At 36.8% G+C, this 26094-nt stretch carries 31 protein-coding genes and 1 pseudogene; 24 read left to right on the top strand and 8 right to left on the bottom strand.

Translation table 11 applies throughout. The features are described from left to right. Positions 1-67: 67 nt before the first annotated feature. Both G9C87_RS05275 and G9C87_RS05270 read left to right on the top strand, forming a co-directional pair. The gene (locus G9C87_RS05275) at positions 68-1258 is read left to right on the top strand and encodes an MFS transporter (RefSeq protein ID WP_172278874.1); all 1191 of its coding nucleotides are present in this window, start codon (positions 68-70) and stop codon (positions 1256-1258) included. 2 nt (positions 1259-1260) lie between these two features. Then, positions 1261-2256 carry an MBL fold metallo-hydrolase gene (locus G9C87_RS05270; RefSeq protein ID WP_172278872.1) on the top strand — a complete coding sequence of 332 codons (996 nt, stop codon included), beginning with the start codon at positions 1261-1263 and terminating at the stop codon, positions 2254-2256. A 59-nt stretch (positions 2257-2315) separates the two neighbouring features. On the opposite strand, the gene G9C87_RS05265 is transcribed toward G9C87_RS05270, so the two are convergent. The 7 genes from G9C87_RS05265 to G9C87_RS05235 all read right to left on the bottom strand — a co-directional run bounded on the left by G9C87_RS05265 (position 2316) and on the right by G9C87_RS05235 (position 7866). Beyond that, positions 2316-2714: a DoxX family protein gene (locus G9C87_RS05265; protein WP_172278870.1), complete on the bottom strand. Its 399-nt coding sequence runs from the start codon at positions 2712-2714 to the stop codon at positions 2316-2318. Between the two features lie 43 nt (positions 2715-2757). After that, positions 2758-3537, bottom strand: a complete 780-nt coding sequence (locus tag G9C87_RS05260) for a DUF1223 domain-containing protein (protein ID WP_172278868.1) — start codon at positions 3535-3537, stop codon at positions 2758-2760. Between the two features lie 117 nt (positions 3538-3654). Then, positions 3655-4422, bottom strand: coding sequence for a LytR/AlgR family response regulator transcription factor (locus G9C87_RS05255; protein ID WP_172278866.1), 768 nt, complete (start codon positions 4420-4422; stop codon positions 3655-3657). Beyond that, positions 4403-5416, bottom strand: a complete 1014-nt coding sequence (locus G9C87_RS05250; protein WP_172278864.1) for a sensor histidine kinase — start codon at positions 5414-5416, stop codon at positions 4403-4405. The genes G9C87_RS05255 and G9C87_RS05250 overlap by 20 nt, the downstream gene beginning before the upstream one ends. A 102-nt stretch (positions 5417-5518) precedes the next feature. Next, the gene (locus tag G9C87_RS05245; RefSeq protein ID WP_172278862.1) at positions 5519-5965 is read right to left on the bottom strand and encodes a hypothetical protein; all 447 of its coding nucleotides are present in this window, start codon (positions 5963-5965) and stop codon (positions 5519-5521) included. After that, on the bottom strand, positions 5962-6957 hold the full coding sequence (locus tag G9C87_RS05240) for a heme-binding domain-containing protein (protein WP_172278860.1): 996 nt from the start codon (positions 6955-6957) through the stop codon (positions 5962-5964). Before G9C87_RS05240 ends, G9C87_RS05245 begins: the two co-directional genes overlap by 4 nt. 162 nt (positions 6958-7119) lie before the next feature. Next, a complete protein-coding gene (locus G9C87_RS05235) occupies positions 7120-7866 on the bottom strand; it encodes an SDR family oxidoreductase (RefSeq protein WP_172278858.1) in 747 nt (248 codons plus the stop codon). 86 nt (positions 7867-7952) lie between these two features. Between G9C87_RS05235 and G9C87_RS05230 the strand changes: the two genes are divergently transcribed. Then, a complete protein-coding gene (locus G9C87_RS05230) occupies positions 7953-8291 on the top strand; it encodes a winged helix-turn-helix transcriptional regulator (protein WP_172278855.1) in 339 nt (112 codons plus the stop codon). Between the two features lie 356 nt (positions 8292-8647). Here G9C87_RS05230 and G9C87_RS05225 read toward each other — a convergent pair whose 3' ends face one another. Next, positions 8648-10867 carry an NADP-dependent isocitrate dehydrogenase gene (locus G9C87_RS05225; RefSeq protein ID WP_172278852.1) on the bottom strand — a complete coding sequence of 740 codons (2220 nt, stop codon included), beginning with the start codon at positions 10865-10867 and terminating at the stop codon, positions 8648-8650. A gap of 169 nt (positions 10868-11036) precedes the next feature. On the opposite strand from G9C87_RS05225, the gene tpx reads away from it, so the two are divergent. The 21 genes and pseudogenes from tpx (at position 11037) to G9C87_RS05120 (ending at position 26082) form a co-directional block, all read left to right on the top strand. Beyond that, complete coding sequence (gene tpx, locus G9C87_RS05220; protein WP_172278849.1) at positions 11037-11534, top strand: thiol peroxidase; 498 nt, start codon at positions 11037-11039, stop codon at positions 11532-11534. Positions 11535-11628: 94 nt separating this feature from the next. Further along, positions 11629-12201 carry a Crp/Fnr family transcriptional regulator gene (locus tag G9C87_RS05215; protein WP_172278847.1) on the top strand — a complete coding sequence of 191 codons (573 nt, stop codon included), beginning with the start codon at positions 11629-11631 and terminating at the stop codon, positions 12199-12201. Positions 12202-12268: 67 nt separating this feature from the next. Next, the gene (locus G9C87_RS05210; RefSeq protein WP_172278845.1) at positions 12269-12958 is read left to right on the top strand and encodes an alpha/beta hydrolase; all 690 of its coding nucleotides are present in this window, start codon (positions 12269-12271) and stop codon (positions 12956-12958) included. A gap of 85 nt (positions 12959-13043) precedes the next feature. Next, a complete protein-coding gene (locus tag G9C87_RS05205) occupies positions 13044-13391 on the top strand; it encodes a VOC family protein (protein WP_172278843.1) in 348 nt (115 codons plus the stop codon). 14 nt (positions 13392-13405) lie between these two features. Continuing rightward, positions 13406-13797, top strand: a pseudogene (locus G9C87_RS21000) (glyoxalase superfamily protein). Between the two features lie 261 nt (positions 13798-14058). After that, on the top strand, positions 14059-15270 hold the full coding sequence (locus G9C87_RS05195; RefSeq protein WP_172278840.1) for a DUF763 domain-containing protein: 1212 nt from the start codon (positions 14059-14061) through the stop codon (positions 15268-15270). Between the two features lie 142 nt (positions 15271-15412). Further along, a complete protein-coding gene (locus tag G9C87_RS05190) occupies positions 15413-16003 on the top strand; it encodes a Crp/Fnr family transcriptional regulator (RefSeq protein ID WP_172278838.1) in 591 nt (196 codons plus the stop codon). A 77-nt stretch (positions 16004-16080) separates the two neighbouring features. Then, positions 16081-16491 carry a VOC family protein gene (locus tag G9C87_RS05185; RefSeq protein ID WP_172278836.1) on the top strand — a complete coding sequence of 137 codons (411 nt, stop codon included), beginning with the start codon at positions 16081-16083 and terminating at the stop codon, positions 16489-16491. A gap of 23 nt (positions 16492-16514) precedes the next feature. Continuing rightward, positions 16515-16976: a hypothetical protein gene (locus G9C87_RS05180; protein WP_172278834.1), complete on the top strand. Its 462-nt coding sequence runs from the start codon at positions 16515-16517 to the stop codon at positions 16974-16976. Positions 16977-17041: 65 nt separating this feature from the next. Beyond that, the gene (locus G9C87_RS05175; RefSeq protein WP_172278832.1) at positions 17042-17566 is read left to right on the top strand and encodes a DinB family protein; all 525 of its coding nucleotides are present in this window, start codon (positions 17042-17044) and stop codon (positions 17564-17566) included. Between the two features lie 3 nt (positions 17567-17569). Beyond that, positions 17570-18346 carry an alpha/beta fold hydrolase gene (locus G9C87_RS05170; RefSeq protein ID WP_172278830.1) on the top strand — a complete coding sequence of 259 codons (777 nt, stop codon included), beginning with the start codon at positions 17570-17572 and terminating at the stop codon, positions 18344-18346. A 109-nt stretch (positions 18347-18455) separates the two neighbouring features. Further along, positions 18456-18887 (top strand): VOC family protein, encoded by a 432-nt coding sequence (locus tag G9C87_RS05165; protein WP_172278827.1) that lies wholly within the window; start codon positions 18456-18458, stop codon positions 18885-18887. A gap of 78 nt (positions 18888-18965) precedes the next feature. After that, positions 18966-19379 carry an SRPBCC family protein gene (locus G9C87_RS05160; protein WP_172278824.1) on the top strand — a complete coding sequence of 138 codons (414 nt, stop codon included), beginning with the start codon at positions 18966-18968 and terminating at the stop codon, positions 19377-19379. A 32-nt stretch (positions 19380-19411) separates the two neighbouring features. Next, positions 19412-19657, top strand: a complete 246-nt coding sequence (locus G9C87_RS05155; protein ID WP_228456955.1) for a DNA-directed RNA polymerase subunit alpha C-terminal domain-containing protein — start codon at positions 19412-19414, stop codon at positions 19655-19657. 216 nt (positions 19658-19873) lie between these two features. Continuing rightward, positions 19874-20731 (top strand): VOC family protein, encoded by an 858-nt coding sequence (locus G9C87_RS05150; protein ID WP_172278820.1) that lies wholly within the window; start codon positions 19874-19876, stop codon positions 20729-20731. Positions 20732-20777: 46 nt separating this feature from the next. Beyond that, positions 20778-21611, top strand: coding sequence for an SDR family oxidoreductase (locus G9C87_RS05145; RefSeq protein WP_172278819.1), 834 nt, complete (start codon positions 20778-20780; stop codon positions 21609-21611). Between the two features lie 46 nt (positions 21612-21657). After that, on the top strand, positions 21658-22086 hold the full coding sequence (locus G9C87_RS05140) for an SRPBCC domain-containing protein (protein ID WP_172278817.1): 429 nt from the start codon (positions 21658-21660) through the stop codon (positions 22084-22086). A 35-nt stretch (positions 22087-22121) separates the two neighbouring features. After that, positions 22122-22562: an SRPBCC family protein gene (locus G9C87_RS05135; protein ID WP_172278815.1), complete on the top strand. Its 441-nt coding sequence runs from the start codon at positions 22122-22124 to the stop codon at positions 22560-22562. A 110-nt stretch (positions 22563-22672) separates the two neighbouring features. Next, a complete protein-coding gene (locus G9C87_RS05130) occupies positions 22673-23131 on the top strand; it encodes a hypothetical protein (RefSeq protein WP_172278813.1) in 459 nt (152 codons plus the stop codon). A gap of 157 nt (positions 23132-23288) precedes the next feature. Continuing rightward, on the top strand, positions 23289-25292 hold the full coding sequence (locus G9C87_RS05125; protein ID WP_172278811.1) for an alpha/beta hydrolase family protein: 2004 nt from the start codon (positions 23289-23291) through the stop codon (positions 25290-25292). A gap of 235 nt (positions 25293-25527) precedes the next feature. Continuing rightward, on the top strand, positions 25528-26082 hold the full coding sequence (locus tag G9C87_RS05120; protein WP_228456954.1) for an RNA polymerase sigma factor: 555 nt from the start codon (positions 25528-25530) through the stop codon (positions 26080-26082). Positions 26083-26094: the final 12 nt, after the last annotated feature.

Below are 26094 nucleotides of genomic sequence, written 5' to 3'. Positions count from 1 at the left end.
ATTTTAAGTTTGGATTTCTGATTATTCGGAAATCCAGATTTTTTTTGAAAGAAAAATAAAAAGAGGAATGAGAACTCTTAAAGAAAAGAATCAATTGATAGCTACTGTGCTGGCTTTTGCAGTAATTCCGATGTCTGGTCTGGCAACGGATATTTATTTACCTTCTATGCCCAGCATGGCAACAGAGCTTCATTTACCTGAAAGCAGTATCCAGCTTACACTTTCTATATTTTTGATCAGCTATGGAATAACGCAGTTCTTTGCCGGGAGTGTTGTAGATTCATTTGGGCGTTATCCGGTGTCCATTTTTTCACTGGCCTTTTTTGTGATCACCTTTTTAATTACGGCAACGACTAAAAATATTATGGTAATCTATGCGATGCGTGTCCTCCACGGTATGTTATCCGGTTTTGCCGTCGTTTCCAAGCGGGCCTTTTTTGTAGACGTGTACGAAGGAGAAAAGCGAAAACATTATTTGAGTATCATGACGATCGTATGGTCTGTAGGGCCTATCATCGCTCCGTTTATTGGAGGTTATCTCCAAAAAAGTTTCGGATGGCAATCCAATTTCTACGTTCTGGCGGGATACAGTTTACTGCTTCTTATTTTAGAACTGGTATTTTCGGGGGAGACTTTAAAGGTACGGAATCCTTTTCGCATCAGTTTCCTGATCCAAGAGTATAATTCCATGTTTAAAACCAAAGATTTTTTCTATGGGATGCTGATGTGTGGGCTTAGTTATGCGATGGTAATATTCTTTAATCTATGCGGGGCCTTTATTATCGAGCATAAAATGGGATATTCTGAGGTTACTGCGGGATATGTTTCTCTGATTTTGGGATTAGCCTGGATGACGGGTGGGTTTTTGGGAAAAGCGTTAATCAATAAGGCCTTTCTGCCTAAGATCCGATATGCTAATTTTATTCAGTTGATTTTAATTATTTTAATGTTCATTTTTTCTTACTATGTAAGTAATCTGTACAGCCTTGTTGCTTTTGCTTTTGCAATTCATGTGACAGCCGGATTTATTTTCAATAACTATTTTTCTTATTGTATCGGACGATTTCCAAGTTCGGCAGGTATTGCCGGCGGATTAACCGGAGGAGTGGCATTTATCATTACTTCAGCCATAAGCTATGGTATTGCAAGTCTTATAAAACCTCAGTTCCAGCTGCAGGTAGCAGAAGGTTACTTTGTGCTGGGTATTTTGGGGCTTTTTATTTTAAGTATGATCAAAATCAGAAAAGCACACATTTAATCATGAATAGAAGAGAACTTTTAAAAAATGGAATTTTAGCAGGAGCTTTTAGTATAATTCCTTTTTCCAGCTCGTTGGCGCGGGAGAAAAATTCCTTCAGTATAAGCGCAGAAGATGATCTTTCCGGAGTGAAAAAAATAAAATTGGGCGATCTGGACTTATTTATTCTTACAGATGGATTAATCCATGAGGAAAATCTTAATTCCTTTGCTCCACGTGGAAATATATCTGAATTGAAAGCGATACTCAAAGATAATTTCCGTCCGGAAAATTCGATCGACATGGCAATGAATGTACTGTTGGTTAAAACAAAAGACAGATTGATTCTAATGGATACCGGTATGGGAATTTTTGCCGATAGCAGGACCGGATTTTTATTGAAAAGCCTTAAAAAGGCTGGTTTTTTACCTTCTGATATTACAGATGTATTTCTTTCTCACGCTCATCCTGATCATATAGGTGGAGTAGTAGATAAGCAGAATCAATTGGTTTTTCCAAATGCCCGGTTGTTTATTTCAAAAGTTGAATATGATTTCTGGATGAAGGCAACAATCAAGGATTTTGCTAACAGCGCACTAAAGGATCAACCCGAATTTCTTAATCAGATTATTCCTGGCATTCAGAATATTCTTAAGGTGATACAACCTCAATTAAAATTTTATGATCTTGAAAAGATGCTGTATAATCAATTCAGTTTTCAGTTAGCTCCAGGACATACACCAGGACTTACTTTGGTTACGATTACTTCAGGTAATGAACAACTTCTATATATTGCAGATTTAATGCACTCGGATGTCATTTTATTTCCGCATCCTGACTGGGGATACTTTGGTGATACGGACCTCGATATAGCCATTGCTTCAAGGAAAAAAATACTTGAACAACTGGCGGAAACGAGATCCAGAGCTTTTGCGTACCATTTACCATGGCCCGGTTTAGGGTTTACTAAAAAGAAAGGGAACACATTTGAATGGGTTCCTGAGGTTTTTATGAGCTAAAAAGAATAAGAAAATCCTACTGAGAACAGTAGGATTTTCTTATTAAGGAGAACTTTGAATTAAAATCCGGGTTCATCAAAGATCAATTCCGGACTGTACATTTTTCTGAACATAAGATATGTAACGGAAAGGACTGAAAATGCTATGATCGCATCGATCGTAGAAGGAAATCCTAGAACGGCAATTTTGGAAAAGAATGCGAAAATAATGTCAAAAAACATTCCGGCGAATACCCATTCTTTTAATCTCAGTAATTTGTTTGGAATTAAAAGTACGGTAACTCCTGCCAGTTTAAAAACACCAAGGATATAAATAAAGTGAGGAGGGTATCCTAGCTGCTGGGTAATATCCCATACTACCGGATTTTTAGTCAATTCAAAGAAGCCACTTGCTCCAAACCATAATGACATAAAGATAGCGCCTGACCAATAGATGATTTTTGTTGTTTTTGTTTTCATTTTTTTATTGTTTTAAATTGTTATGTATTGTTTAATGTGTATGTTATTGAAATGTAGCTTTTGATGCACCTGAGATCTGGCCTGTTTTTGTATTTTGAACAAATCCTATAATTTCCCAGTCTGTGGTATTGAAGTTTTCAGGTATTGAAAAAGTAGAAACACCTTCAGAATTATTTTGTAATGAAATCTGAATTTGCTTGTGAACAATTTGCCAGTGATTCAGGTGTCGTCCTTCATTTTCACCTTTTACAACGTTAGTTGATGCTTTTTTCTGTACCAATGTAAGTAAGAGTTTACTATGAGAATCATTTCCTGATACCTTATAGTGAATATTGATCTGCTTAGAATCGGATTCAGCTTTAAGGTCTATAGAATTGCTTGCTGTGTGGCTTACAGCATTGATAATGGAGTTTTCCACGGCTTCCCTGTCTGATCCTACAAATTGTTGTTTTCCGTTAACAACGAGCTGTGGGGTGTATACCTGGGAACCCAGTATTCTGCTGTATTGCTGTTGGCGCTCTGAATTTTCAATGCTACTGAATCTGTCTTTCCATCCTAGACGGTTCCAGTAATCCACATGATACGCCAGAATATAGACAGGCTGATCTTTGTTGTTCTCTTTAATTTCTCCCATCAGGGCATCTGCCGGAGGGCAGCTTGAACATCCTTCAGAAGTAAAGAGTTCAAGGACCGCAAAGCCATTGCTTTTACCTGATGCAATTTTTTTAAAGCTTTCATGCGGTTTATCTTTCTGCATAAAGGCAGAAACAGTAAATAGTAAAGCTACAAATGCTCCTACTATGAAAAGTTTTTTAGATATCATTTCTTTTAATTTTTATTCAAAAGTAGATACCTGTGGGATGCTAAAAAATGAAAAAAGGGCTCAACTAGACAAATCGAAAGGTGAACCCTGAAAAATATAGATTTAAGAAATTAGCTGTTAACGATCTTCCAGCCAGGAAAAGAAACTATGCGTTTTTTCTTTATTGATAAGAAGCTTTTCCGGTGTGTCGATAACTAACTTTACATAGATTTTACGTTGGAAATAATGCTCCATTTCTTTAATAGCGCTGAAATTCACAATATACTGCCTGTTCACCCTGAAAAATTGTTTTGGAGAAACCTGCTCAGCGACCTGTCCCAGCGATTGTGAAAGTGAAAATTGTTGTTTATCAAAAGTAACCAGATGGGTCATTTCGTTGTGAATATAGAAATAGGCTATGTTTTCGGTAAGAATAGTGGTGTATTTTTGATTTTTAAAGACCAGGAAACTACTTTTGGTAGCAGTTTGTGGCTGAGCTATTTTTTGTAAAAGTGCTTCCAGTTCCGGGATTTCCGTTTTCTGGAAAAACTTTTTGAGCTCGTCCACTTTTCGTAATGCCTCTGCAATATCTTCACGTGAAAAAGGTTTTAAAACGTAATCTACTCCTTTACTTTTGAAAGCGTCCAGCATATACTGGTCAAAGGCAGTACAAAAGACCACGGGGCAGGTAATATCTGCCTGCTTAAAAATTTCAAATGATAACCCGTCAGAAAGGTGGATGTCCATAAAGATCAGGTCGGGCTTTGTATTGTTCTGCAAAGCTGCCACACTGGATTCTATGCTGTCATAAACTCCGGATATAACAGATTCCGGTTTTAGTTCTTTAATTAAATTCTGTAAGGATTTTGCGGCTCTGAACTCGTCTTCAATGATGATGATATTCATGGATAAATGGTAGTTTTATTTGGAAAATTTGATTGTTATCTAAAATGTCGATTTCCTGGTCCAGAAGATGTTTGTAACGCATATTGACGTTATTCAGGCCAACTCCTAATGAATCTTCCGGAACCAATTTCCGCTGGATAGGATTTTCAATAATGATCTTTTGATCAGCATCATAGATGCTGATATGAAGAGGTTTACTCTGGGAAACAATATTGTGTTTAATACAGTTTTCCACCAGTAATTGCAGGGTAAACGGAGGAATAAGGGTTTTGAACGTTTCTTTACCGAGAGTATCGGTAAAGGTAAATCCGTTACCAAACCTGGCTTTTTGCAGGAAAAGGTAAGAATTAAGTATTTTCATTTCTTCTTCAACGGTGATAAGGTCAAGTTTTCTGCTTTCCAGGGTGAAACGATAAAAGTCAGAAAGCTTGATAATGAAATCAATGGTTTCCTCATCATGCGTTTCCACCATGGATTTAAGCGTATTTAAACTGTTGAAAAGAAAATGGGGATTTACCTGTTGTTTTAATAATTCGTATTGAGCACCTAAATTATCGCTTTTTACTTTTTCTAATTCCAGATGAACCTGCTGGCCGGCGTAATTATGCTGTACAAGATTTAAAAACATATAGAAAACAAGGTTGATAAGGATTCCTCTTACTTCCACCATAAGCATAACAGGTCCGAAATTAATATGGGATAAAATAAGCTGCTGGATCCAGGCCAGGCCAAACATTACAACCATTCCCAGGGCAAGGACAACCAAAAGCCGGGAGTATGAGATTCCCTGACGTTTCTTTGTATTACGATTGAGTAAAAAAATGTTGAGGTACCACATAACAACTGCAAATGCTGAAGTAATGGCTGCATTAACCACGGCTTCCATGAGATTAAAATCATGGGAAGCAAGCTGAGGGACTGAGGAAAGTGCTCCCAAAACAATAGAGCTTATCCAGATAACAGCCTGTGATATTTTTATTTTTTCTTGTTGCATTAAGAAGAATTGGATTTAAAAATGTGAAATTAATATTTTTTAATGATAACTATTAAATAAATACAATCTGAGACTGCTGGTGAATCTCAGATTGCATTATTTTTACGGCATAACGACCGGTTGATAGCCCATCATATACTGTATTCTTTGTTCTTTAGTCTGAAAGATGCCGGGTTCCTTTTCGTTATCCAGCTCTTTCCGGTAAGAGACTGATCCTTTTATACCGGTTTCAACAGTTTCTACGCTCACCAGCTCACCAGTGATAGTACCTCCGGTATATTGCGGGTTTTCATGATATTTCCAGGTGACAAGTTTCATTTTTGTTCCGGGCAGCGGCTTATCATTTTTATTGGATAAAGATTGAAGGGCCTGGCTGTTTCCGTATAGGGCGGACATCGTCTCTTTTTTCGTATTTAAGGATGAGGCAATGAACTGTAGCCCACCGGCATCAAACACGAGACGAACATGCTCCTTGTCCTTGGAATTTTCAGTTTTGCATGAAATTAAAAAAAGAAAACTTCCTATCATGGCTATAATTATTTTATTCATTTTGTCTGTAGTTTTTCGATTAGATTTTTGGTGTTTACTTTCATCGGTACGTCGAATAAATATCCTGTAGGCTCTGCCAGCTGACGATGACAGGCAATACATGATTCTCTGGCAAATGATGCCGTATTTCCGGTAGGGTGAAGATCTTTACCCGAGAATTTGGCGAAACCCCAGCCTTCGGTATCGGTGTATTTTTTTGAATCTTTTACCATAAACTGGGCATTAATAAATTCGCCAGGTCTGATTTCTCCATCAGGAGCTTCTGTCTGTTTCCATACTGCTTTTACTACGATGCTGCCGTCCGGCCATGGATGGAAATTGTCTGTTTCAACTGCTTTTACGGCAATGCTGTTTCCATAGATAACGCGGATGGAATTATCAAATAATGTACTCATACTGATTACTTTCCAGTTTTTAAACTCCGGTGTATATTTTACTCCATTTGGTGAAACCGGAAAACCGGAATGGCTGACAGAAGCTGTTTTTATATCTTGTTGAAGGGGTTTTACCTCTTTTGTGTTTGCCGGTGAAGGACTTTTTCCTGAAAGAGATAGTGTGTATTTTCTGATAACTTCAATATCCTTTGCAGAAACTTTTGCAGATGCATGCAGTAAGGTATATTCGTGAAGAGGCATTTTTCCGGCTTGCATCATATTCAATATGGAATACATTCTGCCTTTGTGTTCACCTGGTGAAACCTTTGACCATTCAGAAAAATTCATGACTTCCCTTGCTCTTTCGACATCCTTTTTTACGCCCCATGATATGGGAGCAAGCTTATCATACCAGCTTAGTTTCTGTTCATTAGAATGGCAGTTGAAGCATGATCTTTCCAGAACGGCAATTACCTCGTGCGGTGCTTCAATGGTGCCGGTTACAGGTTTACCTTCAATAGGAGAATTGAAAAGCTGTAATCCTGCAAAGACTCCCACAATAGCTATAAATAATATAGCAATGGGTTTTGTTGTTCTCTTTTTCTTTACTGAATCCATAATCGTTTTATTTTTATGATCCAAAAATAGATTGCTGACAAAGGAAATGAAACCTAAAAAAAGGTGAACCGGACAATTTAAGGGGTGAAGTAGAATTTATGCCCCGGAATATAAAACAAAATACCGGAAGTTCTTCCGGTATGTGATATGGAGAGTGTTTAACTATAAAATCATTCCTCCGTCAATAATAATTTCAGTACCTGTCATAAAACTTGCCACATGCGAATCGGATAAATAAACAACAAGTTTTGCAACATCTTCAGCAGTTCCCATTTTCTTTAATGGGATAGCATCGATGAGCCACTCATTTATGCCTTTTAGTGTTTCGTCATCGAGACCGGCTTTGGTCATAATTTCAGTTTTTGTAGGACCCGGACTTACCATATTGACCCTGATCTTTCTTGGTGCTAATTCAGAGGCAGCTGTTTTCGCAATAGAATTGAGGGCTGCCTTACTTGCCTGGTAAACGGAACTGTTAGGTTTATAGGTTGTTGCAACATTTGATGATAAGAATACCACAGAAGCACCATCATGTAAAATAGGAGTGAACTTACTCAGCGTGAAATAAGCTCCTCTGAAGTTGATATTCATTACATTATCAAAATTATCGGCATCCATATTTTCAATAGAGGTCAATGTACCCGTAATTCCTGCATTGATAAATAAAATGTCAACTTTTCCGTGTTTTTCTTCAATCTCTTTTTTCAACAGATCAATATCTTCCAGTTTTCCCTGATCTGCAACGAACGGAATTGCCCCCAGTTCTTCAGCTGCTTTTTCAATGGCGTCTTTCCTTCTGCCGGTAATAATTACTTTTGCTCCTTCAGCTATTAATTCCTTTGCTGTGGCATATCCGATCCCGCTATTTCCACCGGTCACTACTGCCAGTTTGTTGTTAAATTTATTCATTTCTTAAAATTTTTGACAAAGTTATAGTGAAAATGATATACTTTTGTAATCAGTATCACAGAGTATATCAAAATAAATATTTTAAAATGGAAAGAGATCAGACCGAAGAACTCAGAGCGTTGCAGGATACCTTATACTTTATAGGTGGTAAATGGCGTATTCCGGTTATCAATTCAATTTGCAATGGTAACAGGCGTTTCCGTGAGATTGAACGCAGTATTCCAGGTATTACAACAAGAATGCTTTCAAAAGAGTTAAAAGATATGGAGATGAATAAACTGGTGACCAGAAATGTATATCCCGATACTCCGGTTTTAATAGAATATGTACCCACGGAGTATTGTCGTACTTTCGGGAAGATCATAACGGAAATGATCAACTGGGGGAGGGAGCACCGGAAGGTAATCGTAGACAGGGATGTTTAGCGTATGAGATTAAAAGATTAAAAGATTGAAAAATTTAAACATTAAAAGATTTAAAAGATTGGGAGCGATTGAGGGATTGTCTTTGTTATTCAGAACAAAGCGTAAGTGAAGAATCTCAGCAGTTTTATTTAAAGATTAAAGAATTCAAAATGAAAGAATTGGTAAACATAGTGCATTTTGTTTATAATTCCTAGCAGTAGAAATGGGCTTTAGCGTTTTCAATACAAGACATTCTTCCTATGGTTTTCGTCAAAACTAAACCAAAATTTTTATATCATACAAAGATAAGATATCGCACTTATTTCAATAAAAAAAAGCTCCTTAGAAAAGGAGCTTTCATTTATAGTCAATGAAGATTAAATTCCATCAATAATTTCATTTAAAACAGTACTTGGTCTCATAGCTGCATAGGTCTTGTAGGTATCAGTTTTGTAATATCCGTCAATATTTTGAGGTTTACCCTGAGCTGCAATTAATTCCTGGTTGATCACTGCTTCATTCTCTTGCATGCTTGCAGCAACAGACTTGAACTTCTGAGCAATTTCAGCATCGTTGGTCTGATTAGCTAAGGCTTCTGCCCAATACATAGCAAGGTAGAAGTGAGAACCTCTGTTATCGATCTGTCCTACCTTTCTTGCAGGAGATTTATCGGTTGCCAGGAATTTAGCATTAGCTTCATCCAGTGCATCAGCCAACACCTGAGATTTTGTATTCCCCTGAGTTTGTGCCAAATGTTCCAAAGAAGCCTGAAGTGCCAAGAATTCTCCTAAAGAATCCCATCTTAAATAACCTTCTTCAAGAAACTGTTCAACATGCTTAGGAGCAGAACCTCCGGCACCTGTTTCAAATAGACCTCCTCCATTCATTAATGGAACGATAGAAAGCATTTTTGCTGAAGTTCCTAATTCAAGGATTGGGAAAAGGTCTGTTAGATAATCTCTCAATACATTTCCTGAAACCGAAATGGTGTCTTTACCTTCTCTTGCTCTTTTAAGAGTTTCAGTCATGGCATCTTTTACGTCAAGGATTCTGATATCTAATCCTGCAGTATCATGATCTTTTAGATATTTTTCTACTTTTTTGATGATTTCTCTGTCGTGAGCTCTTCCTTTATCCAACCAGAAAATAGCCGGTGTATCGGATAGTCTTGATCTGTTTACTGCCAGTTTTACCCAGTCCTGGATCGGAGCATCCTTAGTCTGACACATTCTGAAGATATCATTTTCTTCTACTTTCTGAGAAAGAAGAACGTTTCCTGCTTCATCCTTAACTTCAATTGTTCCGTTAGCAGTAGCCTGGAATGTTTTGTCATGAGAACCGTATTCCTCTGCTTTCTGAGCCATTAAACCTACATTCGGAACAGAGCCCATAGTTGTAGGGTCCAGCTTACCATGAGCTTTCATATCATCGATTACTGCCTGATAAAAACCGGCATAAGAACGGTCCGGAATGATCGCTACTGTATCTTCTTCCTTACCTTCTTTATTCCACATTTTACCTCCGCCTCTTACTAATGCAGCCATAGATGCATCAACGATGATATCTGAAGGAACATGGAAGTTGGTAATTCCTTTATCCGAATTTACCATTGCTACTCTTGGTCCATTTGCCAAAGCGGTTTCGATAGCTGCTTTAATTTCAGCTTCCTGAGCATTTCCTTTGATTTTCTCAAAGAGATCAGCAAGACCGTTGTTAGGGTTGATATCTAAAGATTTGAAAGTATCTGCATATTTTGTAAATACATCTTTGAAGAAAGTTTCTACAATAGCCCCAAAAATAATCGGATCAGAGATTTTCATCATAGTTGCTTTCAGGTGAGCAGAAAGAAGAACATTTCTGTTTTTAGCCTCCTCAATCGCTTCCTGTACAAAAGATTTCAAAGCGTTCAGGTTCATCACTGAAGAATCAATAACTTCTCCTGCTTCAAGGCTTGCAAAATCTTTCAGGACTTTTTCAGAACCATCATTTCCTTTGAAAACAATTTTGTATTGTGTAGCATTTTCAAGAGTTGTTGAAGTTTCAGTACCATAGAAATCTCCGTTATTCATATGGGCAACATCAGTTTTACTGTCAGAAGCCCAGTCTCCCATTCGGTGAGGGTTCGCTTTTGCGTAGTTTTTAACAGCTTTTGGTGCACGTCTGTCAGAATTCCCTTCTCTTAACACAGGGTTTACGGCACTTCCTAAAACTTTTGCATATTTTGTTTTAATCGCCTTTTCCTCATCATTTTTAGGCTCAGAAGGATAGTTTGGAACCGCAAAGCCTTTGGATTGTAGTTCTGCAATAGCTCCATCAAGCTGAGGTACAGAAGCGGAAATATTCGGTAATTTGATAATATTAGCATCCGGTGTTGTTGCAATCTGGCCCAATTCAGCCAAAGCATCACCAATTCTTTGATCTTCTTTTAAGAACTCCGGGAAGTTGGCAAGGATCCTTCCTGCCAAAGAAATATCCGGAACGGCGATTTCAATATTTGCTGATTTTGTAAATGCCTTTACGATAGGTAAAAACGAGTGTGTAGCCAGCATTGGAGCTTCATCCGTTAATGTGTAGTAGATTTTTGATTTTTCTGACATTATACTGTTATTTATTATTTGATTTTTTAACTCCCACAAATTTAGTTAAAATTTAATTTTTTTGGATTAATCCTATATAAGTTTTTATACTTTAAGAATTATTTAACCTTTATTTGAACGAAAAAAATGGCATTTTTAACTAAATTTGAAAAACCGTAAAAAATAAATTATGTCCAATATAACGTTAAAAGGAAACGCAGTTCATACATTAGGTAATTTACCAGCTGTTGGAAATACCATTAAGGATTTCGCATTAGTGGATTCAGGATTGAATATTAAAACCCTGTCAGACTTTGAAGGAAAGAAAAAAATATTTAATATTTTTCCTAGTATTGATACAGGAATATGTGCGGCTTCTGCCAGAAAATTCAATGAAGAAGCTTCAAATTTAAATAATACAGTAGTAATTAATGTTTCCAAAGATCTTCCATTTGCCTTAGGCAGATTTTGTGCAGCTGAAGGTCTGAATAATGTAGAAACACTATCTGATTTCAGAAGCAGCTTCGGTGATGATTATGAGGTAACTATTACAGATTCTCCTATGAAAGGTCTTTTAAGCCGGGCAGTGATCGTTACTGACGAAAATAATAAAGTAGTGTATACGGAGCAGGTTCCTGAAATTGGAAGCGAACCTAATTACAATGCTGCTCTTGAAGCATTAAAATAATTAAGAATTTATTTCTTTAAAGAGCCTTGTGGGATTTATTTTTACAAGGCTTTTTTAAATTCAAAATACACAAATAACAAATGAAAAATAAATTATGTCCAATAACTACACTAAGTATGGTACACTATTCCAGGTTGACCAAGAACATTTCGGGGAGTTCTTTTCCCTCCTTAAAGATACATATCTTTTAAAGTCTGATTTTTTTCTTAAACAAGGAGAAAAATGCAAATACCTGGGCTTTATTAAAAGCGGAACGATAAGAAGCTTTTACATCAATGATCAGGGCCGTGAGATCAACTTCGGTTTCTATTTTGAAAATGAATTTTTTACGGACTATGAAAGTATACTTTGCGATACGGTCTCCAATATGAATATTCAGGCTATAGAACATTGTGAGATCTTACTTTTAAGTAAAGATGATCTTCAAAATCTATATAAGAAGGAAGCTTACTGGCAAAAGTTCGGAAGGATGATGAGCGAAAAGATCTATCTTGATGCAAAAAAGAGAATTGATGATTTACTATGCTATTCTCCTGAAAACAGATACCTGAATCTTTTAAAAAGAAACCCTATGCTTGTTCAGAAAATAGCCCAGAAGCATATCGCAAGTTATCTTGGAATAACGGAACAGTCATTAAGTCGTATAAGATCCCGGATTATTAATTAACTTAAGTTAACGTGTATTGGTTTTTAAGAACGTAGTTTTACTAGTGTCAAACTTAAAAATAGCAATTATGGATCAAAAAGATTTAACCATTATTTTGGTACACGGAGCGTGGGGAGACGGTTCCCACTGGCAGTATGTTATCCCTGCACTTACGAAAGCAGGATATAAGGTAAGAAGTGTTCAAAACCCTCTCACAACTCTTCAAGATGACATTGACAAGACTAAGGATTTGATAGATGCACAGGATGGGAAAGTTCTCTTGGTTGGTCACTCATATGGAGGGGCTGTCATTTCAGGAGCCGGAAATCACGATAAGGTTGTAGGTTTAGTATATATTGCCGCCTTTGCACCGGATGCCGGTGATAGTCTGGGCTCGCTTTTAGGAAGAAGAGAGTCTCCTGGAGGAGCAAGCATTTACCCGGACAGCAAGGGCTTTCTTTGGATCAAATATGATGAATTCCAATCGGCATTTTGCCAGGATCTTGATGATGAAAAGGCATTGGTCATGTCATTATCCCAAAAACCGATTCATAGCCAATGTTTTGGTGATACTGCAGGTGAACCGGCATGGAAAACAAAGCCGAGCTGGTATCAGATTTCATCAAAAGATCGCATGATCCCTGCTGAAACAGAAAAGGAAATGGCAGAGCGAATGAATCCTAAGAAAATTATTTCTTTAGATGCTGGGCATGCCTCCTTAGCGTCCCATCCCAATGAAGTAACACAATTGATCTTAGAAGCTGCAGCGACCTTGTAAGACAATTTAGTAAAAATAGCTATACGCCTTGTGATGATTCTGTGTATCTTCACAAGGCTTTTTTATTGATAAGAACTTCAAAAATATGGTAAAAAGAATTGTAGCTAACATTAAGGCAGAAGACTTGTCCATGGCAGATCATTTCTATCATGGTATTTTAGGTCTGGAAATAATAATGAATCACGGATGGATCAAAACATTCGGAAGCAATGAGGAATCAAGGGTTCAGATCAGTTTTGCATTGCAGGGAGGAAATGACACGCCGGTTCCTGATTTGTCTATTGAAGTTGATGACGTAGAGGCTATCTATAAAAAGATGAAAGATTCAGGCTTTGAGATAACCTATGACCTTACAGATGAGGAATGGGGTGTTCGTAGATTTTTTGTCAGAGATCCCTTTGGAAAATTAATTAATATCCTTTCACACGAATAATTTAATTATCAAACATGAGAGCAGAACAAGTAATACCGGTCCTCAGAATTTTTGATTATAATAAAACCATAGAATTTTACATTGATTGGCTTGGTTTTGAAATTGGGAACATCGTTTCGAAGAAAATACCCCTGTTTATCTAGAAGTAAAGAAGGAGAACATCATCTTTCATTTAAGTGAACATCACGGAGATGCAAGTCCTGGAAGCAGTGTTTTTATCTGGGGTGAAGATGTGGCACGCTATCATAAAGAACTGATTGATAAGAAATACAAATACAACAGGCCGGGGTTGGAAAAAACATTTTATGATGCAGTAGCTTTCACAGTTAATGATCCTTTCGGAAATAAAATAATTTTCAATGAGAAATTTGATGCAGAGAAACATAAGGAAGTGGAGTTTATTTGATAAAGTAATGGTAAGTGTGAAAGGATTTAAAGATTTGGATAGGTTACGCGTATTATTGTTTGTCATTCAAGACGAAGCGTAAGGGAGTAATATTTTTTAATATTAGTAAAAGCGGGATTCAGTCCGTTTTAAACAAAACTGTACATTGGTTTAGCCAAATCTTATTTATTAAACTCGTCCTAAACATTAGTATCATGTAAAAAAAAATAATGATTCAAATCATTAAAACCTTATTAAATAACCTCTAACTTTACACCTTAAATGAAACGTTCAGGAACAGCAGATCTCCCTTTACACTATGGCAAAGTACCGCCATGGCTGTATGAGCGTATGTCTACTCTTGGATTGTCCATCATTGAAGTGATTTTGATGGATTATGGCAAGGATGAGGTTTTGAGAAGACTGGCCGATCCGTTTTGGTTTCAGAGTTTTGGAGCCGTTATGGGAATGGACTGGCATTCATCAGGTATTACAACCTCTGTAATGGGAGTTTTAAAACGCTCTATTAATCCGAATTCACAATCACTGGGGCTTTATATCTGTGGGGGAAAAGGGAAATTTTCGAGAGAGACTCCTTCGGAACTTCTTCAGATTGCTGATAAAAAAGGCCTGAACGGTACTGAGCTGGTAAAGGCCAGCAAGCTCTCTGCGAAAGTGGATAATACAGCAATTCATGATGGGTATCAGTTATACCTGCATAATTTTATCCTGGCAGACAATGGAAGCTGGAGTGTTGTTCAGCAGGGAATGCATGAATCTGATGGAACGGCAAGGCGCTATCATTGGCATTCGGAAAATATAAAATCATTTATTGAAGAACCGCATACGGGAATAAATGGTGTTCATAGAGGAAAAATTCTTAATCTTACCGATGCGCAGGCTTCAGAAAACAGAAAAGGAATTCTCGAGATCTCTCATACCGATTCCGCAGAGATCATGAACGATTTTTCCCGTCTGATTCTCCCTGATCATCACGATGTCCGCGCTTCTGACGTAGATTTAAAAAGATTGGGGGCTCTTTTATATGTTACCCGTGAACAACAGCCTCAAAATTTTGAAGATCTTTTAATGCTGGAAGGGGTGGGACCAAGGACGATGCAATCTTTGGCTTTGGTAAGTGAGGTGATTCATGGGGCACCGTCAAGATTTTCGGATCCGGCCAGATTTTCTTTTGCACATGGCGGAAAAGACGGACATCCGTTTCCTGTTCCTACGAAGGTATATGACCAGAGCATTGATATCCTTCGAAAAGGTATTGAAAAATCTAAGCTGGGAAATTCAGATAAACTTAAGACATTAAATAAGCTGCATCAGGTAATAGCAACAACGGAAAAAGATTTTACACCAGATTTTGATATTCAGCAGGTTATAGAAGAAGAAAGACAGAATTCCTGGAGATTTGGAGGGAAAACTGTTTTCGGAGATGCTAAAAAGCCAATCAAACCTAATGATATTCAGCTTTCTTTGTTTTGAGCAGGCAATCACCATATCAGGTGAGATTATTTACAATGTAAGTAGAAAGTGATTTGATTTCGGGCTATTTACATTTTCAACAACTTTTTTGATTCAGTTCCGATAAAAATTTTAATTTTAGAATCTAAAAAATATTCATCTTATGAGCAGTAAGTCCTTAGAAATTTCATATGATTTCCCTTTTTTTATGCACGAAGAGCTCGATGAGATCTTTCAGGCGCATGAAAAAATAAGTTTTCAGAAAGGAGATTTTATTCTTGAAGAAGGAAAAATGGCTAATGAATATTATATTTTAGATAAAGGGCTTGCAAGATCCTTTGTTAATGACTTTAACGGGAATGAAGTAACCACTCATTTTTTTACGGAGAATGAAATTATCATAGAAGTATTATCTCTTTTCCAACGAATTCCCTCTCAGGAGAATATCATCTGCATTACCGATTGTGAATGCTGGAAACTGGATTATGATACTTTTCAGAACCTGTTTCATAAAATTCCCAACCTGAGGGAATGGGGGAGATCGTGGATGTCCCAGCAGCTCTTTGCTTATAAGCAGCGTTCTGTAGAAATGTTTACCTTATCTGCTACCAGAAGATATCTTAATCTCCTGGAAGAGAAATGCCAGGTGATTCAGTATGCTCCTTTAAAGCAGATTGCTACTTATCTTGGAGTAACAGACACTTCTTTAAGCAGAATCCGTAAAGAATTAGTTTCCCATCCAAAGAAAAATTAAATCTTGCCATAAGGCAAGATGATTCTGATATCGACTTGGTAATTTTGGTTAAAAGTTTAACACTAAAATTACAAAAAATGAAAGTCAATCAAATTTACGTAAATCTTCCGGTAAAAAGCGTTGAAGATACAAGAGCATTCTGGACGAAGCTTGGTTTTGAAATCAACGAGCAGTTTTCAGATGAAAAAGCTGTTTGTGTGATCATGAAAGAAGACAATATTTATGTCATGTTCTTAATGGAAGAGTTTCTAAAAACCTTTACAGACAGACCTGTTGCAAAAGGCGATACCACTCAGGTACTTCTTGCTATAGGTGTTAACAGCAGGGAAGAAGTAGATCAAATGGTTCAGACAGCGCTTGCCAATGGAGGATCCAAATACAGTGAGCCTCAGGACCATGGATGGATGTATCAATGTGCTTTTGCCGATCTGAACGGGCATCAGTGGGAAGTAATGTTTGCAGATATGTCCAAATTACCAACGGAATAGTTTAATTCCCAAAAATACCTATTATGGAATTGAAATCAAACGACATTGAAATCATCAATCTACAGGTTCTTAGTAACTATAAAGTGATTCTGATGAATATCGATGGCATCAGCAACGAAGAAGCGATGGTTTTTCCCAATGGTGATGCCAACTGTATGAACTGGATTTTAGGACATTTAATCTATATACGAAATGCATTTATTAATGTTCTGGGAGGAGAATCAGTATGGGATGAAGAGAAATATTCTTGCTATAACAGGGGAGAGATTCCTTTACAAAGAAAAGATGAATTTGCGGATTTTGAAACATTAAAATCCTATCTGGATGAAACCCAGGACCGGCTGATACAAAAAATCAGCCACCTAGAAAGAATCAACCCCGATCAGGTTAACGATATAGCTACATTATGTCTTCATGAGATTTATCACAGTGGCCAGTTCGGTTATCTTCGGAGAATTCTCGGAAAGCCGGGAGCTATCAAGTAATAATATGCTTTAAAAACATGTTTTACAGCAGACCTTTAAAGATTAAAAATTAAAACCATATCGTTATGGATACACCAAAATCAAAAAAATTAGAAATTGTGATTCCTGCCTACAGGATGCACTCACAAAGCTTTTTAAATGTTTTAGAGGGCATTTCAGAGGAAGATGCAATGAAAAGAATTGACGGTAAAACGAATCACATTGTCTGGATGGCAGGTAATTTTCTTAATATGCGCTATGGACTGGGATCAGTTTTAGGTCTTCAGGAAGAAGATCCATACACAGACCTTTTCTTTCAGGGAAAAGCATTGGATGAAAATTTCAGCTATCCTAGCATTGCTCAATTAAAAGAAAGCTTTCACCATATTTCACCAAAGGTTTATCAAAAACTATTAGAGGCAACAGATGAACAATTGGATGAGATTTTTGAAATAGGGATGAATATTTCTTTTTACTCAGAAACAAAACTCAATTTTACGGGAATGTGTATAGGCCGGGAAGATTATCTGTGCGGACAAATGGGATTGATGAGGAAGATTTTAGGATACCCGGGAATGAGTTATACTACCGATGAAAATTTAAAATACTAACCCATGGATCTTAAAGAGAAAGGCTATAAAAAAGTCAATGGAATTCAGATGTATTATGAAGTATATGGAGAAGGAAAACCTTTGGTTTTAATCCATGGCGGGGGTTCTTCAATTTTATTTGACTACAAGGAAATTATTTCCAGGCTTGAATCTCAGTTTCAGTTAATAGGAATTGATCTCCAAAATCACGGGATGAGTGAACACCGGGATATTCCTGAAACATTTGAGCAGGACGCTCATGATGTAGCTCAACTGCTAAAAGAACTGAAAATAGGAAAAGCTTCATTCTGGGGTTTTAGTAACGGAGGAAGTACAGTAATGCAAATCGCTCATCATCATCCCGGTTTGGTGGATAAACTCATCGTAGCTTCTGCGTTTTTTAAAAGAAGCGGAATGATAGAGGGCTTTTTCGATTCCATGTCCGAAGTCACTTTAGACTCAATGCCGGAACCTTTAAAGATCAATTTTCTGGAATTAAATCCTGACTTCTCAAAGTTGGAAAATATGTTTCAGAAGGATAGCAAGAGAATGCAGTCTTTTGAAGACTGGGATGAGAAAGTTTTGAAATCTATTGAATCGCCGACTCTTTTTATCTCGGGAGACCGCGATGTAATAAGACCTGAACATGTTGTCAAAATGTGGAGGTTGGTTCCTGATTCTCAGCTTATGATCCTTCCTGCCACTCACGGTTCTTATATGATGACTGATTTTGAGGGTAAAACCGATAGTAAGCTCATCGATTTGACTGTGAACGAAGTAGTCAAATTTTTAAATCATTAAACTTTAACATCAATTGAAGTCAATCATTCTGACAAAACGGTTGCTTCATCTGTTAGTAATGATCTCTTTTACAATATAAACATAATTATAACTTTAAAAACCAAACATCATGGCAAAATTAAATCCGTACCTTAATTTTAACGGTACAGCAGAAGAAGCTTTCAATTTTTATAAATCAGTTTTCGGGGGAGAGTTCAGAGGAGAAGTTCATAAGATGGGCAATGCTCCGGGAACGGAAAACCTTTCTGATGAAGAAAAAAACAGAGTAATGCATATTGCGTTACCTATCGGTGACGACCTTTTAATGGCATCAGATATTGTTCCCGGATTCGGACAAACACTTACCGTAGGAAACAACAATTATGTTTCCATATTTCCTGAATCAAGGGAAGAGGCAGACCGTCTTTTTAAAGGTTTGTCTGAAGGTGGAAATATAGAAATGCCTATAGAAGACCAGTTTTGGGGAGATTATTTTGGAAGTTTCCAGGATAAATATGGTGTTCATTGGATGGTGAACTATAATGATGAATCGGCAAAATAATCCTATATTTAACTTCATTATCTAAGGGCAGCTGTAAGTTGGTTGCCCTGTTTTTACAACAATCACAAAAATATAACTATGGAACCCATTAAAATAGACATTACCATTTTAGCTCCAGTTGAAAAAGTTTGGGATTATTTTAATACTCCCAACCATATTACAAAATGGAACTTTGCTCATGAAAGCTGGCAATGCCCAAGTTCTGAAAATGATCTGAGAGTAGGAGGCAAGTTCAAAAACAGAATGGAAGCCAAAGATAAAAGTTTCGGATTCGATTTTGAAGGTACTTATGATGTGGTTATACCGAATCAGAGGATCAAGTACCATTTGGAAGATGGCAGAAATGTGGAAGTGATCTTTGACAGTATTGATGCAAATACAACAAAGGTTACCGAAATTTTTGATCCTGAAAAACAAAATTCTGTGGAAATGCAAAGGGATGGCTGGTATGCGATCCTCGATAATTTCCATAAATATGTTGAAAATCATTAAATTTCTTAACAATCATGATCAATTTAGTCATAATGGCAAAATGTTTAAGTTCCATTTGTGCTGTTAATCATGTTGTTCCCGGAACTTTTCTGCAAGGCGTTCTTTCCATGCCTGCAAGACGTGCCTTAGAAAAAGAGAAAATTGATTCCCTGGAAAAATTATCAGATTATTCTGAGGAGGAAATCCTGCAGCTTCATGGGTTTGGAAAGAACACTTTAAAAAAGCTTAAGATTTATATGCACGAGCGTCAGATTTACTTTAAAGAGTTTAAAGAATAATAGCTTGTCAGTTCTTTCGCATGAGGTTCATATTTTCAATCTGAATAAGGAATGATCTTTTTTATAAAGGTATATTTTCATTAGATTATAACGTCATCGATATGCAGTTGGCCGTTAAAAATGATATCGAAATAAGATTGGTTTTAGTTCGATAAGACAACAGTATATCCGTTATTATAAAATAAAACAATATCAATCACCCTAAAAAAATTAATTATGAATAACGATATTTTTCCGTGCCTTTGGTGCGACGGAGAGGCTAAAGAGGCTGCAGAATTTTACAGCAAAGTATTTAATGGACGAATTACAGCAGATACACCAGTTGTAATGAATGTAGAATTATTCGGGCAAAAGTTGATGCTGCTTAATGGTGGCCCTCAATTTGAAAAAAATCCTTCCATCTCTTTCATGGTAATCTGCGAAACAGAAGATGAAGTACAAAGATATTGGGATCATCTTATTGACGGTGGTTCTGCTTTAATGGCACTGGATTCTTATCCATGGAGTAAAAAATTCGGATGGTTGAGTGACCGTTATGGGGTGAACTGGCAATTGCTTTTCGGCGAAAAGGATGGTGATCAGAAGGTGGTGCCGACATTAATGTTCATGCATGATAATAATGGTAAAGCAATGGAAGCAATGGAATTTTATACCCATACTTTTCCCAATTCAAACATTGTAAATGTCATGAAATATAAAGATGGAGGTGAATCCAATGAAAATCCCGAAAACGTACAACATGCCAGCTTTAAAATAGATGGATACAGCTTGTACTGTATGGACTCTTCTTATGATCATAAATTTGATTTCAATGAAGGGATTTCTATGGTGATTATGACCGACGATCAACAGGAGACTGATCATTTATGGAAAACCTTGATTTCAGGAGGTGGAAGAGAAAGTATGTGTGGATGGTTAAAAGATAAATATGGTGTCAGCTGGCAAATTGTACCCAAAAGACTGATCGAATTAATGAATGATTCCGATCAGGGTAAAGCTCAAAAAGTAGTGCAGGCCATGATGCGAATGCAGAAAATTATTATAGAAGATTTAGAAGCGGCTTATAAATCATAAAGTGTTTTCGGCTTGTTGTTTGATGCTGTTTATAAAAGATCGGCATATGAAAACACAGAACAAATCACAATCCAAATCTAAAGTACCCAAAGAGGGCATGTTTCCCGAGATCATTCGTGAAAACTATTTGGGAAGTAAAAAACTTCTGAATAAGAAAGCCGTGATTTCGGGTGGAGATAGCGGAATAGGACAAGCGGTAGCGGTGCATTTTGCAAGAGAAGGAGCGGATGTAATCATTATTTACAAAGAAAGTGATAAAGATGCCCGCGAAACTTTAAAGCTGGTAGAAAAAGAGGGACGGTCATGTATTTTACTCAAGGGCGATGTTTCCAAAAAAACTTTCAGAACTAAATGTCTTGAAAAGGTAAAAAAGGAGTGGAAGACCCTTGATATTCTCGTCAATAATGCCGGAATACAATTTCCTAAAGATGATATTGAGAAAATATCCGACCAGCAGATCCTTGAGACCTTTAATGTAAATATTATTTCAATGATTGCTTTGACGAGGGATTTTCTAACAGTCATGGAAAGCGGAGCAAGAATTATTTGTACGACGTCCGTCACTGCTTACCGTGGAAGTGATCACCTGATTGATTATTCTGCAACAAAAGGAGCTATTGCAACATTTGTAAGGTCATTGGCAACCAATCTTGCAGACCGGAAAATTTTGGTTAATGGAGTTGCTCCGGGACCCATCTGGACACCGCTGGTAAAAGAAACGTTTGATGACCTTTCTACATTCGGTAAAGATAATCCCCTGAAAAGGGCTGGACAGCCTTCTGAAGTTGCACCGGCTTATGTTTTTCTGGCTTCTGAAGATTCAAGTTTTATTACCGGAGAAATCATTCATATCAACGGAGGGGATTTTGTAGGAGGTTAATGAATGCTGCCAATTTTAGAATAATCACTTAAATATTATATATAACATGGAAAAATTATCGTATGAAATACAAATCAATGCTACTCCTGAAAAAATATGGAGTGTACTTTGGGGTGAAATAACCTACAGACAATGGACAGCAGTTTTTGCTGAGGGATCATTTTATCAGGGAAATCTTGAAGAAGGAAGCATTGTAAAGTTTCTTGATCCCAATAATAATGGAATGTTTAGTAAGGTGGAAAAAAATGTACCTAATAAAGAAATACGGTTTCTTCACCTTGGAGAAATTGTTGCCGGAGTTGAAGCTCCTCAGGAATGGGGGGAGGCAACAGAGTCCTATTTCCTGAAAGAGACCGATGAAGGAACATCTTTAAAATGTGAAATTCAGACTCCTGAAGAATTTAAAGGGTTTTTTGAAGAGAAATTTCCTAAAGCCCTGGAGATTATAAAAAATCTTTCCCAGAATCAGCTGTAATTTTATGATCTACTAAAATCACCTAAAAATATAATATGGAAACTTTATCATACGAAATCGTTATTAATGCTCCCTTACAAAAGGTCTGGGATATTTTATGGGGAAAAGAAACCTACACTGAATGGACTCAGTTTTTCAGTCCGGGATCTCACATGAAATCTGACTGGAAAGTCGGTGGAAAAACGTATTTCCTGGATCCTAATAATGAGGGAATGGTATCTACCATTGATAGTCTTAATGAGCCGCATGAGGTTATATTTAAACATCTGGGCATGGTGAAAGATGGAGTGGAAGATACAGAGAGTAAGGAAGTAAAAGAATGGAGTGGCTCCTTTGAAAAATACATCCTTATTGATTTTGATGGAAAAACCAAACTCCATGCGGAAGTCCAGGTTGAGAAAAGCTGGAAAGACCATTTAAATATGGGTTTTACAAAAGGACTGGAAGTTGTAAAAAATCTTGCAGAGAAAAATTAATTATGAATTAAATAGTTTCCCCAAACAGGTAGGATGAATATAGAGGATTTTTGTTTTATTTTTATGTAACTATACAGAAATAAATTTTGAATCTGTAGTACCTTAAAAAAATGAAACTATTATCTATTCTTTTCGTTACGTTTATTATAGCTTTGGTCGGGACAAAGCTGCTTCAGGGACAATGGAACTTTCTTTTTTCCGGAAATCTGGGAATGGCTGTTTTTATCCTGTTTACCGGCTTTGCTCATTTCAAATTCCAAAAGGGAATGGCAATGATGATTCCTGATTTTATACCTGCTAAAATGTTTTGGGTATACGCTACGGGAATTATTGAAATTGCTGCCGGCATCGGTTTGATGATACCAGCGTTACGAGAAACTACGGCAATTTTGCTGATTATATTTTATGTATTGGTTTTTATTGCCAATATTAATTCCTCAAGAAAAAAAGTTAATCTTTTCAAAGGTGATTATACGGGGCCGGGAATGTCTTATTTATACAAAAAAAGGCTTCCCATGCAGATCATACTGATTGCCTGGACATGGTATTTTGGAATTTATTTAAATTAAAAATATAGTGTAATTACAAAAAATAACGGAGATAAGTCAGTCTTCGTTATTTTTTTCACATAAAAGAGAGAAAAAATGTAACATTTGCGTTATATAAACGTCTAATTTATAGAGCATCTTTTTTTGCTAATGTTTTTAATTCAAATCAATCCAAGTCATGAAACTGAAAACCAAAATTATAATAACCGTTCAGGTTGCGATGTCTACAATTATGATCAATGCACAAAACACAACTGCCAAATTACCGGGTGATGCCACCCTGCCAACTGCCAAAGCGAACCTTGATAAGCTTATCTCCTATGATAAAGGAACATTTAAGTACAAAGTAGAGGATTATTTTGCAAGGCCAAAAGCGTCACAATTTAAAATTTCTCCCAATGGCAATTTTCTATCCTATAAAGAAAAAGACAAGGATAGCAAGAATCATGTTTATGTAAAGAACTTAAAAACAGGAAAAGTTACGAAAGCTATTGAGGAGAAGGAAGATCTGATCAAGAGCTATGGATGGCTGAATAAAAACCGACTGTTCTTTACCCAGGATAAAGGAGGAAATGAAAATATTCATTTGTATGCTGCAGATCTTGATGGAGGTAATCTGAAAGACCTTACCCCTTTTGAAGGAGTAACACTAGGTATGGTTAAATTAATAAAAGATACGGATTTCGTGGTAGTTACCATGAATAAAAACAACAAACAGATCTTTGAACCTTATAAGATTAATTTCGTGACAGGAGATATGGTTCAGCTGTATGAAAATAAAGATCCTAAGAACCCTATAGATGATTATATCTTTGATAAAGAAGGTAATTTAAGAGGCTATACAATTCTGGTTAACGGTTTGACTACCCATACTTATTATAAGGACACACAGACCGGCAAGTTTAATCTGATCAAGAAAACCGACTGGTCCGATACTTTTACTATTATTGGATTTAATGACCATTCAGAAAATAAAGATGATGCTTATGTTGTTTCTAACCTGGATAGTGATAAGGCAAAAATCGTATTGTATGACCTGAAAAAAAATTCCGTAATAAAAGAAGTTTATTCTAACCCTGTTTTTGATGTAAGCTCAATAAGCATTGCAGGTAAGAACAGGAATTATGAGCTGGATTACATCAGCTATACCGGAGATAAAAATGAAACGATTCCCGTGAGTGCATTTTATAAAGATGTTCATGCTCAATTGACATCAGAATTTGGAGATAAACAGTTTTATGTCGTTTCCTCAGATGATAATGATAACAAACTTTTGGTTATTGTGAGCAGTGATAAATTGTACGGGACCTATTATGAATATGATCCAAAAACGAAAAAGACAACCCTTCTTTATGATCTTATGCCTCAGCTGAAGCAGGAAGATATGGCTGAAATGCGTCCTATACAGTTTAAAAGCAGAGATGGACTGACGATTCACGGATATATAACACTGCCGAAAGCTGCCATAGAAGGAAAAAAGGTTCCTTTAATTGTGAATCCTCATGGAGGTCCGCAGGGAATCCGTGATGAATGGGGCTTCAATCCTGAAACACAGCTTTTCGCGAGCCGCGGGTATGCTACTTTACAGGTTAATTTCAGGATTTCGGGTGGTTATGGAAAAGGATTTCAGAAAGCAGGCTATAAGCAAATCGGCAGAAAAGCAATGGATGATGTAGAAGATGGAGTAAAATATGTCATAGAGCAGGGATGGGCAGATAAAGATAAAATAGCCATCTACGGAGGAAGCCACGGAGGATACGCTACTTTGATGGGATTGATAAAAACACCCGATCTGTATACCTGCGGAGTGGATTATGTTGGGGTTTCAAACATCTTTACATTCTTTGACTCATTTCCGGAGTATTGGAAGCCTTATAAAGAAATGGTAAAACAGATATGGTATGATCTGGACAATCCGGAGGAAGCAAAAATTGCAAAAGAAGTATCTCCCGTTTTTCAGATTGATAAAATTAAAAAGCCTCTTTTTGTAGTTCAGGGAGCGAATGATCCAAGAGTAAATATCAATGAATCCGATCAGATCGTGAAAGCACTTCGTGCAAAAGGATATGAAATTCCTTACCTGGTAAAATATGATGAAGGACATGGCTTTGGAAAAGAACCCAACAGATTGGAACTATACAAGTATATGCTGGGATTTTTTGCTGAGAATTTTAATAAATAATTACAACATAGATAAACTTTTATAAGAGGACGGAGTATATTTTAGCTCCGTCCTTTTCTTTTTTCAGGATAAAAAGTATAGAAGTGTAAAATGGACCATGCTTATTAAGATCTATGAGTCAAAATATGATTAGCAAAAGAAAAGTGAATATTTGATAAAAAATATTTTAAATTTATTAAAGTAAAACAAAACAGATGATCGTCATGTGAGTATGGAGGTTGTCGAAAAAATAACAATGCCACAGAAAGAGAAAGAAAGTATCATCTCACAAACCGTTTCGAGCTACGGAGGAAAACTGATGTCTTTCATTCGTCCGAAAGTGAAAAATACAGAAGATGCAGAAGATATTCTGCAGGAAGTCTGGTATCAGTTCAGCAGTATTACCAATCTGTCTGAGATTGTAAACGTTGGTGGATGGCTGTACAGGGTGACTGCCAATAAAATTACCGACCGTTACCGTAAAAAGAAAACCGAGAATCTTGAAGATTTTGTATACGAAGATGAAGATGGCGACTTCTCCATCAAGGATATTCTATTGATGGATGAAAGTGCCGGTCCGGAAGTGAAAATGTTTCAGGATGAAATCTGGAAGAAATTATTCGAAGCTTTAGAAGAGCTTCCGGAGAAACAAAGATTGGTATATACGGAAAACGAGCTGAATGACAAGACCCTCCAGCAAATCGCGGATGAACAAGGGGAAAATATAAAAACCATCATCAGCAGAAAGAACTATGCAGTAAAGCATTTAAGAAACAGATTAAGAAAATTATACGAAGATTTAAATAGTTAGAAAGAAGATATT

Origin of the sequence: Chryseobacterium sp. LAM-KRS1 (assembly GCF_013184525.1) — a bacterium.
In the GTDB taxonomy this organism is placed as follows: Bacteria; Bacteroidota; Bacteroidia; order Flavobacteriales; family Weeksellaceae; genus Chryseobacterium; species Chryseobacterium proteolyticum.
The sequence above is the reverse complement of the archived record's forward strand: the minus strand, read 5'-3'. Positions and strand labels throughout refer to the sequence as shown.

Bases quoted from the DNA above. Each gene is read 5' to 3' on its own strand.
- G9C87_RS05275 (WP_172278874.1), top strand. From the start codon at position 68: ATGAGAACTCTTAAAGAAAAGAATCAATTGATAGCTACTGTGCTGGCT.
- G9C87_RS05270 (WP_172278872.1), top strand. From the start codon at position 1,261: ATGAATAGAAGAGAACTTTTAAAAAATGGAATTTTAGCAGGAGCTTTT.
- G9C87_RS05265 (WP_172278870.1), bottom strand. From the start codon at position 2,714: ATGAAAACAAAAACAACAAAAATCATCTATTGGTCAGGCGCTATCTTT.
- G9C87_RS05260 (WP_172278868.1), bottom strand. From the start codon at position 3,537: ATGATATCTAAAAAACTTTTCATAGTAGGAGCATTTGTAGCTTTACTA.
- G9C87_RS05255 (WP_172278866.1), bottom strand. From the start codon at position 4,422: ATGAATATCATCATCATTGAAGACGAGTTCAGAGCCGCAAAATCCTTA.
- G9C87_RS05250 (WP_172278864.1), bottom strand. From the start codon at position 5,416: ATGCAACAAGAAAAAATAAAAATATCACAGGCTGTTATCTGGATAAGC.
- G9C87_RS05245 (WP_172278862.1), bottom strand. From the start codon at position 5,965: ATGAATAAAATAATTATAGCCATGATAGGAAGTTTTCTTTTTTTAATT.
- G9C87_RS05240 (WP_172278860.1), bottom strand. From the start codon at position 6,957: ATGGATTCAGTAAAGAAAAAGAGAACAACAAAACCCATTGCTATATTA.
- G9C87_RS05235 (WP_172278858.1), bottom strand. From the start codon at position 7,866: ATGAATAAATTTAACAACAAACTGGCAGTAGTGACCGGTGGAAATAGC.
- G9C87_RS05230 (WP_172278855.1), top strand. From the start codon at position 7,953: ATGGAAAGAGATCAGACCGAAGAACTCAGAGCGTTGCAGGATACCTTA.
- G9C87_RS05225 (WP_172278852.1), bottom strand. From the start codon at position 10,867: ATGTCAGAAAAATCAAAAATCTACTACACATTAACGGATGAAGCTCCA.
- tpx (WP_172278849.1), top strand. From the start codon at position 11,037: ATGTCCAATATAACGTTAAAAGGAAACGCAGTTCATACATTAGGTAAT.
- G9C87_RS05215 (WP_172278847.1), top strand. From the start codon at position 11,629: ATGTCCAATAACTACACTAAGTATGGTACACTATTCCAGGTTGACCAA.
- G9C87_RS05210 (WP_172278845.1), top strand. From the start codon at position 12,269: ATGGATCAAAAAGATTTAACCATTATTTTGGTACACGGAGCGTGGGGA.
- G9C87_RS05205 (WP_172278843.1), top strand. From the start codon at position 13,044: ATGGTAAAAAGAATTGTAGCTAACATTAAGGCAGAAGACTTGTCCATG.
- G9C87_RS05195 (WP_172278840.1), top strand. From the start codon at position 14,059: ATGAAACGTTCAGGAACAGCAGATCTCCCTTTACACTATGGCAAAGTA.
- G9C87_RS05190 (WP_172278838.1), top strand. From the start codon at position 15,413: ATGAGCAGTAAGTCCTTAGAAATTTCATATGATTTCCCTTTTTTTATG.
- G9C87_RS05185 (WP_172278836.1), top strand. From the start codon at position 16,081: ATGAAAGTCAATCAAATTTACGTAAATCTTCCGGTAAAAAGCGTTGAA.
- G9C87_RS05180 (WP_172278834.1), top strand. From the start codon at position 16,515: ATGGAATTGAAATCAAACGACATTGAAATCATCAATCTACAGGTTCTT.
- G9C87_RS05175 (WP_172278832.1), top strand. From the start codon at position 17,042: ATGGATACACCAAAATCAAAAAAATTAGAAATTGTGATTCCTGCCTAC.
- G9C87_RS05170 (WP_172278830.1), top strand. From the start codon at position 17,570: ATGGATCTTAAAGAGAAAGGCTATAAAAAAGTCAATGGAATTCAGATG.
- G9C87_RS05165 (WP_172278827.1), top strand. From the start codon at position 18,456: ATGGCAAAATTAAATCCGTACCTTAATTTTAACGGTACAGCAGAAGAA.
- G9C87_RS05160 (WP_172278824.1), top strand. From the start codon at position 18,966: ATGGAACCCATTAAAATAGACATTACCATTTTAGCTCCAGTTGAAAAA.
- G9C87_RS05155 (WP_228456955.1), top strand. From the start codon at position 19,412: ATGGCAAAATGTTTAAGTTCCATTTGTGCTGTTAATCATGTTGTTCCC.
- G9C87_RS05150 (WP_172278820.1), top strand. From the start codon at position 19,874: ATGAATAACGATATTTTTCCGTGCCTTTGGTGCGACGGAGAGGCTAAA.
- G9C87_RS05145 (WP_172278819.1), top strand. From the start codon at position 20,778: ATGAAAACACAGAACAAATCACAATCCAAATCTAAAGTACCCAAAGAG.
- G9C87_RS05140 (WP_172278817.1), top strand. From the start codon at position 21,658: ATGGAAAAATTATCGTATGAAATACAAATCAATGCTACTCCTGAAAAA.
- G9C87_RS05135 (WP_172278815.1), top strand. From the start codon at position 22,122: ATGGAAACTTTATCATACGAAATCGTTATTAATGCTCCCTTACAAAAG.
- G9C87_RS05130 (WP_172278813.1), top strand. From the start codon at position 22,673: ATGAAACTATTATCTATTCTTTTCGTTACGTTTATTATAGCTTTGGTC.
- G9C87_RS05125 (WP_172278811.1), top strand. From the start codon at position 23,289: ATGAAACTGAAAACCAAAATTATAATAACCGTTCAGGTTGCGATGTCT.
- G9C87_RS05120 (WP_228456954.1), top strand. From the start codon at position 25,528: ATGCCACAGAAAGAGAAAGAAAGTATCATCTCACAAACCGTTTCGAGC.